The 12557-nt window shown below is 66.0% G+C and carries 9 protein-coding genes and 3 pseudogenes; 4 read left to right on the top strand and 8 right to left on the bottom strand.

Going from position 1 to position 12557, the window contains the following annotated elements:
- Window positions 1-579 (bottom strand): annotated as a pseudogene (locus tag RHBS_RS15620) (hypothetical protein); the annotation flags it as partial.
- Window positions 580-604: 25 nt separating this feature from the next.
- On the opposite strand from RHBS_RS15620, the pseudogene RHBS_RS15615 reads away from it, so the two are divergent.
- Window positions 605-1809, top strand: a pseudogene (locus RHBS_RS15615) (polysaccharide biosynthesis protein).
- Window positions 1810-1876: 67 nt separating this feature from the next.
- On the opposite strand, the gene RHBS_RS15610 reads toward RHBS_RS15615, so the two are convergent.
- Both RHBS_RS15610 and RHBS_RS15605 read right to left on the bottom strand, forming a co-directional pair.
- A complete protein-coding gene (locus RHBS_RS15610) occupies window positions 1877-2590 on the bottom strand; it encodes a phosphotransferase enzyme family protein (RefSeq protein ID WP_128645981.1) in 714 nt (237 codons plus the stop codon).
- Between the two features lie 121 nt (window positions 2591-2711).
- Entirely contained in the window at window positions 2712-3848 is a 1137-nt protein-coding gene (locus tag RHBS_RS15605) for a DUF3068 domain-containing protein (RefSeq protein WP_128645980.1), read from the bottom strand.
- Window positions 3849-4014: 166 nt separating this feature from the next.
- Between RHBS_RS15605 and RHBS_RS15600 the strand changes: the two genes are divergently transcribed.
- Window positions 4015-5163 carry an acyltransferase gene (locus RHBS_RS15600; protein ID WP_237669267.1) on the top strand — a complete coding sequence of 383 codons (1149 nt, stop codon included), beginning with the start codon at window positions 4015-4017 and terminating at the stop codon, window positions 5161-5163.
- On the opposite strand, the gene RHBS_RS15595 is transcribed toward RHBS_RS15600, so the two are convergent.
- The 4 genes from RHBS_RS15595 to RHBS_RS15585 form a co-directional block, all read right to left on the bottom strand.
- Complete coding sequence (locus RHBS_RS15595; RefSeq protein ID WP_374700612.1) at window positions 5141-8170, bottom strand: alpha-(1->3)-arabinofuranosyltransferase family protein; 3030 nt, start codon at window positions 8168-8170, stop codon at window positions 5141-5143. The genes RHBS_RS15600 and RHBS_RS15595 overlap by 23 nt on opposite strands.
- Window positions 8167-9387 carry an alpha-(1->3)-arabinofuranosyltransferase family protein gene (locus RHBS_RS32295; protein ID WP_374700611.1) on the bottom strand — a complete coding sequence of 407 codons (1221 nt, stop codon included), beginning with the start codon at window positions 9385-9387 and terminating at the stop codon, window positions 8167-8169. The genes RHBS_RS15595 and RHBS_RS32295 overlap by 4 nt, the downstream gene beginning before the upstream one ends.
- Window positions 9388-9409: 22 nt before the next feature.
- Window positions 9410-9580, bottom strand: coding sequence for a DUF2613 domain-containing protein (locus RHBS_RS15590; RefSeq protein WP_082073827.1), 171 nt, complete (start codon window positions 9578-9580; stop codon window positions 9410-9412).
- A gap of 103 nt (window positions 9581-9683) precedes the next feature.
- Entirely contained in the window at window positions 9684-10151 is a 468-nt protein-coding gene (locus RHBS_RS15585; RefSeq protein ID WP_027495380.1) for a universal stress protein, read from the bottom strand.
- A gap of 153 nt (window positions 10152-10304) precedes the next feature.
- On the opposite strand from RHBS_RS15585, the pseudogene RHBS_RS15580 reads away from it, so the two are divergent.
- Window positions 10305-11481 (top strand): annotated as a pseudogene (locus RHBS_RS15580) (glycoside hydrolase family 3 N-terminal domain-containing protein).
- Window positions 11482-11543: 62 nt separating this feature from the next.
- Entirely contained in the window at window positions 11544-12146 is a 603-nt protein-coding gene (locus RHBS_RS15575; RefSeq protein WP_032396646.1) for a TetR/AcrR family transcriptional regulator, read from the top strand.
- Between the two features lie 74 nt (window positions 12147-12220).
- Here the strand turns inward: RHBS_RS15575 and RHBS_RS15570 are convergent.
- On the bottom strand, window positions 12221-12557 hold a 337-nt coding region (locus RHBS_RS15570), incomplete at its 5' end, for a MaoC/PaaZ C-terminal domain-containing protein (protein WP_272913865.1).

Raw genomic sequence — 12557 nt, 5'->3', positions numbered from 1 at the left:
CCGCGTCGAGCACCCCCCGGGGAGGGCGAGGACCACCAGGCGATGGTTGCGGCGAGCAACGCGCCGGTGGGGGTGAGTCCGGCAGCAGCGAGACAGACTGCGAGCGCCCACCAGGAACGGCCATCTCTGACCGCGAGTGCAGCGACCACAGTCCACGGGAGGGCGGCGTATCCGACGAGCAGGCTCCAGTGCCCCTGCAGCAGTCGCTCGGCGACGTACGGGTTCCACACCGCCACCGTCGATGCCACGAGCAGTGCGGGTAGTGGGGCTGTCGGCAGCATCGTTCGTGCTATCACCGCTGCGCCCCATCCGGTCAGCCACAGGGCCAGCAGCAGAATGGACTTGACCACCAGACCACCGTCGAACACCGTCGACAGCGCGGCGATAGCGGCGTCCTGCGGTACTGCCCTCGCGGCCGCGTCGGCGATTCCCCAGGCGGAGTCGGTGAAGTAGGAACGGGGGGGTGCTGACGGCGTCGCGCAGCAGGAGATAGCCGGGACCGAGCAGCGGGCCGAGAATCACCAGTGCGAGCAGCAGGCTGTAGAGCGGCGGTGTCCACCTCGACCTCGACCACGCCATGATCGGCACCCTATACCGTGGGCTCATGTCTTTCCGCGCCTCGTCCGAGGCAGAGCACACCGCGGGTGCGTCGGTCGCCGGGATGGGGATGGTGACGGCCGGTTCGATGTTCGCGAACGTTGCGGCGTACCTGCTGCAGGTTCTGGCGAGCCGGATGCTCGGCGTCGAGGGCTACGGAGAATTCGCGAGTCTGCTTGCCGCGCAATTGGTTCTCGCGGTTCCGGCGTTGGCGTTGCAGTCCGTCGTTGCGCGTGAAGTGGTGCGCGGGCGCAGTTCTCGCGAACTGCGAACAGTGGGGTACCGGTGTGCGGCGGTGGTGGGGGTGCTCGCTCTGGCACTGGCACCCGCACTCTCTGCGGCCATGGACATCTCGATGGCGGCGACCGTGTCGGCGGTCATCGCTGCGCCGGTGCTGGTGCTGTTGGCCGCCGAACAGGGTTTGTTGCAGGGACGTGGGCGATTCGGAGCTCTGAGTGTCGTGTTGGCCGCCGCCGGGTTCGGCAAGGTGGCTCCGGCCGTGCTGGTGTTGGTGCTCGGCGGTGGTCCTGGTTCGGTTCTTCTTGCCACGGCCGCGGGCATCGGCGTGGTGGCGCTCGGTGCGCGATGGACGGCCGGGGTGCCGGTGAACTCTGTCTCGGAAACCAAGGTCACGGTTCTGGCCGTGCTGCAGGCGTCTCAGGTGCAGTTGGTGTTGATCGCGATGTCGGCGCTGGATCTGGTGCTGGCGCGCACGCTGCTCAGCTCCAACGAAGCCGGGCTGTACGCCGTGGGTGCTGTCGCGTCCAAGGCAGCGTTCTGGTTGCCGCAGGCGTCGGCGTCGTTCTGTATCCGCGGATGGCGAACCCGCTGCATTCGGCCTCCGCGGTGCGATCGGCGCTGGCCGTCGTCGCGGGGCTCGGTACGGTTCTGGTGGTCGGCGGCGCGCTGGCGTCTCCGCTGTTGCCACTGGTGGTGGGCGATACGTATTCCGGTGTGCAGAAGTACGTCTGGCTGTTCGTGCTGCAGGGTGCGTGCCTGGCCGTGCTGCAGAGCGCGTTGCTGTGGGCCATCGCGGGCGAGCGCACCCACCTCGCTCTCGTCGCCTGGTTCGCCCTCGGCGTCGAGGTGTTGCTGTTGCTGTTCGTCGCGTCGACACTCGCGCAATTCGTCGTCGTCGCCGCAGTCACCGCAGCGGTGACAATGGTGGTGGTGTGTGGACTGGTGTTGTGGGGAAACCGCGTGGATCGCTAGCGGGCCCTACAAACCCATCGCTCTGTCAGCTAGAAAGTCATTCGGCTACAACAGAATTCGAAATCGATCAACGTGGGTCTGCGTCGGTGAAGTCCTGCACCAGTGACCTGGCGTAATCGGGTTCGGGTATCCAGCACGTGGCGATCTCCCACGCCAGATTCGCTCTGAGTTCGGCGGGCCCGATCGGTAGGTCGTAGTGGGGCTGGTCCACCCGCGCTTCGTCCCAATCGATCAACACGCAGCGGCCGTGCTCGTCGATGATCGCATTGCGCGCACCCGCATCGCCATGGACCACGCATGTCGGGGACTGCGTTCGTGCTTTTCGCCACGCATCGACTATCCGATGGGCCAAACCTGTTGGCAGTGCGGTCAAGTCGACGTCGCCACCGACGAGGAGTTCCGAGAGATCGGTCGCACTCGCCGACCCCGGGCGCTGCGGCCAGCCCACGGTTGCGGCGTGAACCTCGGCCAGGGCGTCGGTGATCCGAGGGTCCTTCGGTTCGGGGTGCGAACCTTCCACGTACTCGTAGACGTGCCAGCCGTCGACGTCCGAGTTGCCCGCCGACGACGGGAGGAGCACAGGCACGTGGATGCCACGTTCGTGGAGGTGGCGCAGTAGGTGCCACTCCCAGGATCGAGAATCAAGAGTGCGACGTGAGTGACGGACGACAACGCGGACCCCATCGAGTTTTCCGGACCAGATGTCGTTTCGCGCACCACCGGTCAGCGGGCCGTCGACCACGAGACCCGGCCACCATGACCGCACCGATTCGGGGAGCATCGCTGAGTTCAGTCCCGTCTCCACATAGACGAGTGGCGTGGTTGTGCGCCCTCACGGGCACTCAACCACGCCACTGCTCATCTGGGTCGTTCCGCAGGCTCCACTCCTGCGCGCAGCGCACCTACTCCTTGTTGAGGTTCGTCCTCGGAATCTCTTCGGTGCGATCCGTCGTCCAATCACGGTTGCTCGAAGGCGCGGGAGCTGCTCCGCCGCCGGGGGTCGGTCGTGGAGCGGTGTCCGTACGGGCCGGCTGACGATGTCCGCCGTTTCCACCGCCGCGCAGGAGCAGGAACACTCCGGCGATCAGCGAGATGACACCGAGAATTCCGGCGATGATCGGGACGGTACGGCCGAAGAGGGAGAGCTGATCCTGGCCGTCCTTGGCCTGCTGGATCTGGTATTCGACCGTGTTCTGGTCGAACGTGAGCGGAACATTGAGGACGTCGACCTCGGGCTGGCCTGCCTCGCGCGCGTAGTACTGGTGAAGCTGCTCTTCACCCTTGACGATGACGCCGGTCTCGGGCTCGACCCACAGGGTGCGGGTGTTCTCGTACCAGCGGGTCATCGTCACCGGTGCGTCTCCACCCTCGACACCCCAGGTGTCGGCGGGCAGGGTCACCTTGTTGGTCGGCAGGTTCGCGACGGTCGACAGATCGACCGGTGCGATCGTCTGCTGGTACATGTACACCGGCGTGCCGTTGATCTCGGTTGCTTCGACGAAGTCGATGTCCTGGGACTGGCGAGTGTTGATGTCGAAGTACGGGTAGCTCTTCTGCTCTGCATCGAACGGGAACTTGTACTGCAGACCGGTGTGGGCAACTTCCTCGGCGGGCATGTCGCCTGCCACCTGGATGGTGCCGATCGGGCTCTCGACGGGCATCGAGGACTTGCGATCGAGAGTCACGCGGTCCACGGTGGCGGACAGCAACCCGGTATCGGCCTGCTTGTCGGTGCGACGCAACGTCGTTCCGGCCTGAACCGTGATGATGTCGGCGTCCGAGGGTTCCTCGACGGTGACGAATCGCTGCGAGACGATCGGAACGTTCTGGTCGACGACGACGCGTCCGGCTGCGAGCGAGGTCCTCTCCAGCACGCTGCCTTCGCCGGTGGAGACGGTGGTGACCTCGAGGTCCAACGGCGTCTTCTCCAGCGCCGACACCGTGTACGTGGGAATGAGGATGGCGGCGACCACCAGAAACGCGCCCAAGCCGATGAGTACGAGGGCAAGTATCCGGCTCGGCCCTGAGCGCTCCGCCATGCTGAATCTCCTTAGTTGACCGCTTCATGGAAGACACCGCGGGCGGGAAACACGTTCGCCCCGACCCGATGCCCGATTTATTACGACACGTCGCAGGTGACAGTAACAGTCGACAGTGGCACCGGTCTCGTCTGCGCCGGTTCGACACGGCACACTTGAGGCCACCATGAGCACACAGACCCGTTCGGCAGGCGTTGTCCCGCTTCGTGGATTCGTACCGTCACTCGAGGGGATGCGTGCCGTCGCGTGTATCGGAATCGTTGTCACCCACGTGGCCTTTCAGACCGGTGGCGCGACGTCGCCGATCTTGGGTCATATCTGGGGAAGGTTCGACCTGACTGTGGCGATCTTCTTCTCGCTGTCGGGATTCCTGCTGTGGCGTCCGCACGCGGCGGCGGCCCGCGGTCATCGGAGTGCCCAGCCGCTCGGCCGCTATTTCCGTTCGCGGCTCGCGAGAATTCTGCCCGGTTACTGGGTCGGCGTGATACTGATCCTGCTGTTTCTTCCCGATGCCGGCGGTGACTACCGCGTGTGGCTGGCGAACCTGTCGTTCACTCAGGTGTTCGTGCCGTTGACCCTGACCCAGGGCTTGACGCAGATGTGGTCGCTGTCGGTCGAGCTCGCCTTCTATCTTCTGCTGCCGGTGTTCGCTTGGCTGATGGTGCGTCTGCGCGGCGCGGCCGCCGCCCGCCGTATCCCAGTCATTCTGGGCGCTGCGGTGCTGACGCTGTCGTGGGCATTCGTTCCGGTGTCGACCCCCGACGGCATTCACCATGACAACTGGCTCCCCGGCTACTTCCCGTGGTTTGCGGCTGGGATGCTGCTCGCCGAGATCTCGGTGGGGCCACCGACCTGGGTGCATCGGTTGGCTCGTCGCCGATTTGTCATGTCGTCCATCGCGGTTGCCGCGTTCGCCATGTCGGCGACTCCTCTGGCGGGTCCGCAGGGCTTGGTGCGTCCGGCGGCCTGGCAGTTCGAGATCAAGATCCTGCTCGGCGCGATATTGGCCTTCGCGATGCTCGCGCCGCTGATTCTCGCCGAGGACGGTCGCCGGCATCGCTTCCTCGAGCATCCTGTGATGCTGACGCTGGGCCGCTGGTCGTACGGATTGTTCATCTGGCATCTGGCTGTGCTCGCCGTCGTGTTCCCGGTGTTCGGCATCATCCCGTTCTCGGGCGGGATGTGGTTCGTGTTGCCGGTGACGCTCGCACTGTCGATTCCGGTGGCTGCGGCGAGCTACGCGCTGGTGGAAGACCCTGCTCGACGACGCTTCGCTGCCAAGAAGACGCCGGTCACGGTTTCCGCATCGCACTGATCGCCAACGCGACGATTCCGATCAGCGCGGCCAGCTGCACTCCGTACGATTCGCCCACGTACCCGTCGGGCGATCGCCATGGACCGAGCGAGAGCAGCGCCGCGCCCAGCAAAGCGAATCCGCCTGCTGCGCTGACCAACACGCGCGAGGAGAGCGCGCGACCGTAGCGGCGGTCCAGGAACACTGCACCGACACCGATCACGGCCACAGCGGCAGCACCGGCGATTCCTGCCAACACGATCGTCGCTCCGAGCAGCGTCACGATCGCCGCCGGGAGGCTCTGCCAAGGCCGCGGTGCGGGCCCGAGATCGGGCATGCTGCGCGGCCGACGCAACGCTGCGAACAGCAGGGGAATCAGCAGCAACAACCCACCGAAGATGCCGAGTCGATACCAGCGATCGGTGGCGAAATCCAACGAGATCGTGCCCGACGCCCCGGCAGGAACGATCCAGGCCTGCTGCCACCCGTCGACCACCACCGGGGACAGTTCGACGCCTCCGGGAGTGGTTGCGCGCCAACCACTGTTGTTGCTTTCCGGGATGACCAGCAAGCGATCCTCCGTCGTGGAGGTCAGCGTCACCTCGCGGTGATCGGGGCTCCAGGCGGTGGTCCTGGCGGCCTGCGGTGCCGAGCTCGTCGGCCACTGTGCCGGAATAGGCATGGTGCGCAACCGAATACCGTCGACGAAGAACGACGCTCCCGGCTCCACCACCACGTCCTGGCGACCCTCGGGCAGTGATACCGGGTTGACGAAGTTCTCGTTCACCGGGGTGTCGGCGTCGCACACCGATGCCTTCAGTGGCTCGCCGGAACGGAACTGCTCCGCGCTGGCCGTCACCGACGTGCGCACCGTCTGTCCGGCGATGGAGAGGATGGGGCCGGCGAAGCAGTCCACGGTGATCTCGCGGTCACCGTCGTACGGTGCGCCGATCGGTTCACCACCGGACAGCGGCGTCACCTCGGCGAAGCCGGGAGGCTGAGACTGGATGAAGCCCAACGAGTTTCGATCCAGAACTCCCTCCCAGTCCACGATCGACAGGACGATCCGGTCCGTCACGTACGGTGCCAGTTCGAGGGTCGTCGAGCCGTCGGTGTCGACGTCGCGCACCATCGGCCCGTTGCCGAGGTTGACCGCGACGCGGGTGGGGTGCGCCGGGAGTGCACCCAGGCTGGGGCTGAGTTCGAGCCCGTCCACCAGTGTCGGAGCGGGCAATTCGATGGTCAGGGTGGGGTTGGTTCCGGCTCGATCGGTGATCGACTTCTCCGGCGCCGCCCAGGACGTACGCGGATCACCGTCGGTCGCGGCGAACGCCGAGCCGTGCAGGTCGGCGACGTCCGACGCCCCGCCGGCCAACGGCCGCCCCGGTTGCGCCAGTAGCGCTTCGAGTTCGGGAGACTGACGCGTGCGGACAGTCAGATCGGGAATGACGGCGGTACCCATCGGGACGTCGATCGTGCGTGAGAAGCGCCCCAGTTCCTCGGGCGACTTGGACAGTCCACTGCTGCAACGGATTCGATCCTCGGTGTCGAGGCACCCGGACCGGCCGGGGAATTCCTGGCCCAGTTCCCAGGCATCGACGCTTGCCCCGGCGGGAGTCTCGGGCAGCACCGCGCGGTGCACGATCGGTACCTGCTTCGGGTTGTCCCGGTCGGAGTGGTCGTCCACCGACACCTCGCTGATGCCGAACTGGCTGCCGCGGGTTCCGTCGACGGTCGACTTCGCGGTGATGCGCAGCCACGGCGTCTCACCGCCCGGCAGCGACACCGTCATCGGCTCACCCGGCTCGTCGACGCGCGAGGCCGTCGAGCCGTTCGGGGTGGTGATCTCCACCCACTTCACCGGGTCGCCGATCGTCCCCGGGCTGGTGCGCATACGCAGCAGCCCGCCGCGTACCGGAGTATCGAAGTCGAGCTGAAGCCATTGCCCCACAGCACGTTCGATGCCGTTGCTGATCCAGCTGGTGGCCAGATCGCCGTCCACAGCGGCGGCGACACCGCTGCCGGGGGCGCTGCCGCCGATCTGTGTGGCGTCCGACGCCGAGCTCGACGCCGTCAGGGTCGCGCCCTCCCACTCGGCGTCCACGGTCTTCGCCCCGTACACCGGGTAGTCGGACACCTCGTTGAGCGAACGTCGCGGCTCGTCGGCGGCCCGCAGAGCAGAACTGTGATTGTCGACCTGGCCGAAGTCCGTTTCGCGATTCATCGGGGTGTCGGTCACCGTCACCGAGTTCACGGCAATGCCCGCCGCGGCTGCATCCGAGGCCAGCAGCGTGGGGCCCGACGGCACCGGATTGCGAATCCCGTTGTTCTGCAACTCGTTCGAGCGCAGAATGGACTCCGGACCACCCTGAACAACCGGGACACGATCGAGATCGACGGTGTAGGGGCCGGACGCAGGAATGTCTGCCGAATCGCCCACCGAATAGATCTCCACAGCCGGATACGGCGGTCGCAGATCACCGTCGAGTACGACGCCGTCGACCTGGCCGGGAGCCACGTCCTCACCGAATTCGGCCACCTTCTCGAGTCCCGGCGAACCGTCGAGCACCTGGTGCACCGATGCCGGACGGGTGGATCGCGAGTTCTCGGGATCGAGGTCGTTGCGCACGACGACGTAGCTGATGCCCTGGCCCAGAAGGGTATCGGCCAATCCGGCCGACGGCCGACCGTCGGCGAAGAGTCGTTGCACGGAGTCCAGTGCGCGGATGGCACCGGGCGGGGTGAGCGGTACGGCGTCGCGGACGGCCCATGGGGTGGTGGCCAGCGCCTGCAGTGGTTCGTCTCGGGTCAATCCCCAGGTCTGCAGGGCGAACGGTGCGCCGGGCACGATCAGGGCCCGCTGCGCGTCGGAACCGTCGGGGCTCGATCCCGACGCATTCTCGGTGAGCCAGTCCGCGGCGTCGTGCCAGTACTGCGGAACGGCCTCGTACGCTCCTCGCGGTGCAAGCTTGCCCGTCCATGCCAGCGAGGTGGACAGCGTCAAGGCCACCAGGACCAAGGCGGTCACCGCATCATGGGGTGCTTCTCGGGATGCGCGACGGCCGATCGCCACTGCGATCGCGGCGCAGAACCCGGCAGCGGAACCCGGCCCGACAGGTGAGCGAGGCCCAGTACCAACGGGATTCGAATGACCGGCTCGAGTTTGTGGATGTTGCGCAGCGGTGCGCCTGCAGAATCGAGGAACACCCGAACCGAAGCCGCGAACGGACCGTCGAGATCGCCGACGAACCCGGCACCGAGTCCGACCAGACCGATGAACAGCATGATCGTCAACCGTCCGCGGGCGGGCATAGACCTCATCGCCAGGCCGGCGATTCCAGCAGCCGCGATCAAGCCCGTCGCGATGACGGCCGCGGGCTGAGTCACCAGAACGGCACCGGCCACTCGCTCGGGAGAGACGAACGGCGTCCAGCTGCCGGTGCCGCGCAGCACCTCCGTCAGTGACGTCCACTGTGTGGTGGTGCCGGACGATTCGATGTAGTCGAGAAACGGTGGAGAGACCTTGCCCAGCAACAGCAGTGGAACGATCCACCACAGCGTCGCGAGCACCAGAAAGCCCGACCACCATGCGCCGAAGACCAACCAACGCTTGTTCGGCCGATGCGTCAGCATCCAGATCACGGCCACCAGAACGGCTGCGGCAGTGGCGACGGCATTGACCGCGCCCATCAAGGCCACCGCCAGTGCAGACTGTGCGGCGGCGCGTCGAACTGTCTGCTTCCCATCGTCGCCGGCGAGATACCGCACCATCGGGATCAGCACCCACGGTGCGAGCATCATCGGCATCGTCTCCGAGGAGATCGACGCGAGGGTGGTGATCACTCGCGGCGAGAGCACGAAGGCCGTCGCTGCGATCAGACGGGAACTGCGGCTGCCGATACCGAGAGCTTCGGCGAGCCGGACGATTCCCCAGAACCCGGCGATGAGCAGCAGCGCCCACCAGATGCGTTGAGTGATCCACGGCGGGATCGACAGCAGATCACCGCCGGCGAAGAACGCACCGTGGGGGAAGAAGTAGCCGTAGGCCTGGTTCTGCACCTGGCCGAGCGGAGCCGCGCTGTTCCACTGATGGGAAGCGCGTTCGAGAAATCCGAGAGGGTTCTGAGCCAGGTCGTACTTGGTATCGGCGACGGTGAAGCCGGGGACCTGCAGAAAGGTGAGGAGGAACGCCAGAATCGAGGCACCGAAGAGCCATTTACGGCCGAGCGGCTCGGCCGAGATCACCGATTCACGAAAGCGACCAGCGTCAGCGGCTGCCGTACTCAACCTGGTTCAGCAAGGACGAGTCGGCGTTTCCGGAGCGATCGATATCCGGACGAGAGTTGTCGGCTGCAGCTGCGGTGACTCCGAAGACGACGCCCGCACCCAGTACGGCTCCGACGACGGCGGCAATGACACCCGGGACAGCAAACTTCATCTCGGTTCTCCAGTCAGTCGGCTCAGGAAAGAAGCGGGCGAGGTGGACCCCCACGCGGGCATCACGGTATCACTCGCACCCGCCCATCAGGCCGGTGGACGCGTTACTTGCCGGGCGGAACGATCAGGACGGGCCGATGGCTGTGTCGCAGTACATGCTCGGCCACCGAACTCTGGAGCAGCGCACGAAGACCGGTGGTGCCTCTGGTGCCGGTGACGATGATGTCGACGTTCATCTCGTCGGCCTTCTCCACGATCGCGCTCCAGATGGCGGTGGTGCATTCGGTGCACTGGCCCTCCACCTTCAGGCCTGCGGCCTCGGCCAGCGCGACGCCCTCGCTGTTGGTTACTTTCGCGTCGGTGAGCGCTACGTCCTCGGCTTCGTCGTCGGGCACCCATTCGGGTTGCATGACGCCGGAGAGTCCGGACATTCGAGCGGCCTGACGCACCATCGGCTCCCACGCGGTGACGACGATCGCACGTGAGGTGGTGAGAAACCGTCCGGCATAGTCGATCGCACGCTTGGCGTTGTCGGAGCCGTCGTAGGCAATGAGTATGAGGTCTGCGGTCATGGTCGAACTCCTCCTCATGTCGCGTTCGTCCAGATTACCCTCACCCTTCGGCGGATCGATGTGGGTTTCAGTCGGTCGGAGTGCAACAAAGGCGCATCGATCCGAACCCCGGGTGGGCAGCGACACCGACGATCTCGGCTACCGTCGTATTCCATGCGACTTCGGTTTTCGGTTCGGTCCGCTGCTGTGATGACGGTCGGTGTCGGCCTCTTGGTTTCGTGCTCCACCGAGTCTGCGCAGGTCGCGTCCACGCAGTCGGCGGCCCCTGCGTCGACGACCACCCCCCGTCGACACGACGGTGCCGCAACCGGTGCCGCCCGTCGACGGCTGCGTTGCGTTCGTCGACGGATTGTCGGAGCGGCAGCGGCTCGCTCAGTTGCTCACCGTCGGAGTCACCGGAACTGCGGACGCGGCGGCGATCATGTCCACCGAGCAGGTCGGCGGCATCTTCGTCGGCAGTTGGACCGACGAGTCGATGCTCGGCAATCGGGAAGTACCGCAGGTGCTCGACGCCTCCGTGGTGGCTCCGATGGTCACGATCGACGAGGAGGGCGGGCGGGTTTCGCGGGTCGCGGATCTGTTGGGCGCTGCCCCGTCGGCGCGCGTGCTGGCGCAGACGGTGTCGGTGGACGAGGCGTATTCGATGGCGTTGACGCGTGGTCAGGGGTTGAAGGATCTCGGCGTCACCGTCGACTTCGCTCCGGTGGTCGACGTGAGCAGTCAGCCTGCTGATTCCGTCATCGGCGATCGGTCGTTCTCCGACGATCCGCAGGTCGTGATCGAGTACGCGGGGGCGTACGCGCGGGGTCTGGAAGACGCGGGTGTGAAGCCCGTCATCAAGCATTTTCCCGGGCATGGTTCGGGTTCGGGTGACTCGCATACCGGCGCGGTGACGACGCCGTCACTCGACGAGTTGAAGACCAAGGATCTGTTGCCGTTCGCGGCGCTGAACAACAGCGGCGTCGGCGTCATGGTGGGGCACCTCGATGTGCCCGGACTGACCGAGCCGGGTGTGCCGGCGAGCATCAGCCCGGCGACGATGGCGCTGTTGCGCGATGGCGTCGGATACGGTGCCGCGCCGTTCGACGGTCCGATCTTCACCGACGACCTCAGTGGCATGGCGGCGATCACGGCGCGGCTCGGAATCGTCGACGCGGTCGAGGCGGCGTTGGTCGCGGGTGCCGATGTGGCGCTGTGGCTCACCACCGATCAGGTGCCCGCGGTGTTGGACAATCTCGAAGACGCGGTGGCGACGGGACGCCTGCCGGCGGCTCAGGTGGACGAGGCGGCCGCGACGGTTGCTCGGTTCAAAGGGGCGTGCGGGGCCTGATTGCGCGGTACTGGACCTTACTGTGGAGTAACGTCTAGTACTTCGTACGTATTGGAGGGTCCATGGCTGGCGGCACCAAAAGATTGCCCCGCGCCGTCCGCGAGCAGCAGATGCTCGACGCGGCGGTGGATGTGTTCTCCGACAACGGGTTTCATGAGACGTCGATGGATTCGATCGCCAAGAAGGCGGCCATCTCCAAGCCGATGCTCTACCTGTACTACGGGTCGAAGGACGAGTTGTTCGCCGCGTGCATCCACCGCGAGGGCGTCAAGTTCGTCGAGGCCCTGACTCCTGCTGCAGATCCGACGCTGACGCCGCGCGAGCAGTTGCGCAAGGCTCTGATCGGTTTCCTCGGATTCGTCGGCGAGAACCGGAAGTCATGGATGGTGCTCTACCGCCAGGCCATCGGTCAGCAGGCGTTCGCCTCGCAGGTGCAGAGCAGCCGAGATCGGCTGATCGAGCTGACGGCCGGTCTGCTCGCCATGAGCACGAGAGATCCGGAACAGTCACAGAACTTCGGGCTGATGGCCGTCGCGCTGGTCGGGGCGGGCGAGGCTGTGGCCGACAGAGTGGCAGGCGGTGAAATCGAGGTCGACGCGGCCGCGGACCTACTGGAGAATCTGGCGTGGCGCGGCCTGGCAGGAAAGAAAACCGCCACCACCTGAGACGCCGAACTCGAAGTTATGGACGGAAATCCGGGGAAATCCGTCCACAACTTCGAGTTCGAGCGGCGAGCCAGTTACCGCAGGGTTCCCGTCAGATGCGGGTAGCCCTTCTTCGGGTTCTTCAGCGACAGGTCCCAACCGGTGCCGACGGCCTCGGCGTAGGCGTTCACCGTCGCGGGCAGGACGATCGGCTTGCCGAAGCGGATGCTGTAGTTCACAGCTTCCGGGATTCGACCCTCGACGGTCTGCAGGACGGCTGCCGCGCTCCACATGCCGTGCGCGATGGTCTTCGGGAACCCGAATGCCTTTGCGCCCAGCGAGGATACGTGAATCGGGTTGCGGTCTCCGGAGATTGCCGCGTACCGGCTGATGATCCGCTGGTCGACGCGCAGGGCGCGGGTCGGGGGTGGC

This window comes from Rhodococcus sp. BS-15 (assembly GCF_000813105.1).
Taxonomy (GTDB): Bacteria; Actinomycetota; Actinomycetes; order Mycobacteriales; family Mycobacteriaceae; genus Rhodococcoides.
The sequence above is the reverse complement of the archived record's forward strand: the minus strand, read 5'-3'. Positions and strand labels throughout refer to the sequence as shown.

Excerpts from the sequence above, each read along its gene's own strand:
- RHBS_RS15600 (WP_237669267.1), top strand. The coding sequence starts at position 4,015 with ATGAGCACACAGACCCGTTCGGCAGGCGTTGTCCCGCTTCGTGGATTC.
- RHBS_RS15605 (WP_128645980.1), bottom strand. The coding sequence starts at position 3,848 with ATGGCGGAGCGCTCAGGGCCGAGCCGGATACTTGCCCTCGTACTCATC.
- RHBS_RS15585 (WP_027495380.1), bottom strand. The coding sequence starts at position 10,151 with ATGACCGCAGACCTCATACTCATTGCCTACGACGGCTCCGACAACGCC.
- RHBS_RS15575 (WP_032396646.1), top strand. The coding sequence starts at position 11,544 with ATGGCTGGCGGCACCAAAAGATTGCCCCGCGCCGTCCGCGAGCAGCAG.
- RHBS_RS15610 (WP_128645981.1), bottom strand. The coding sequence starts at position 2,590 with ATGCTCCCCGAATCGGTGCGGTCATGGTGGCCGGGTCTCGTGGTCGAC.
- RHBS_RS15590 (WP_082073827.1), bottom strand. The coding sequence starts at position 9,580 with ATGAAGTTTGCTGTCCCGGGTGTCATTGCCGCCGTCGTCGGAGCCGTA.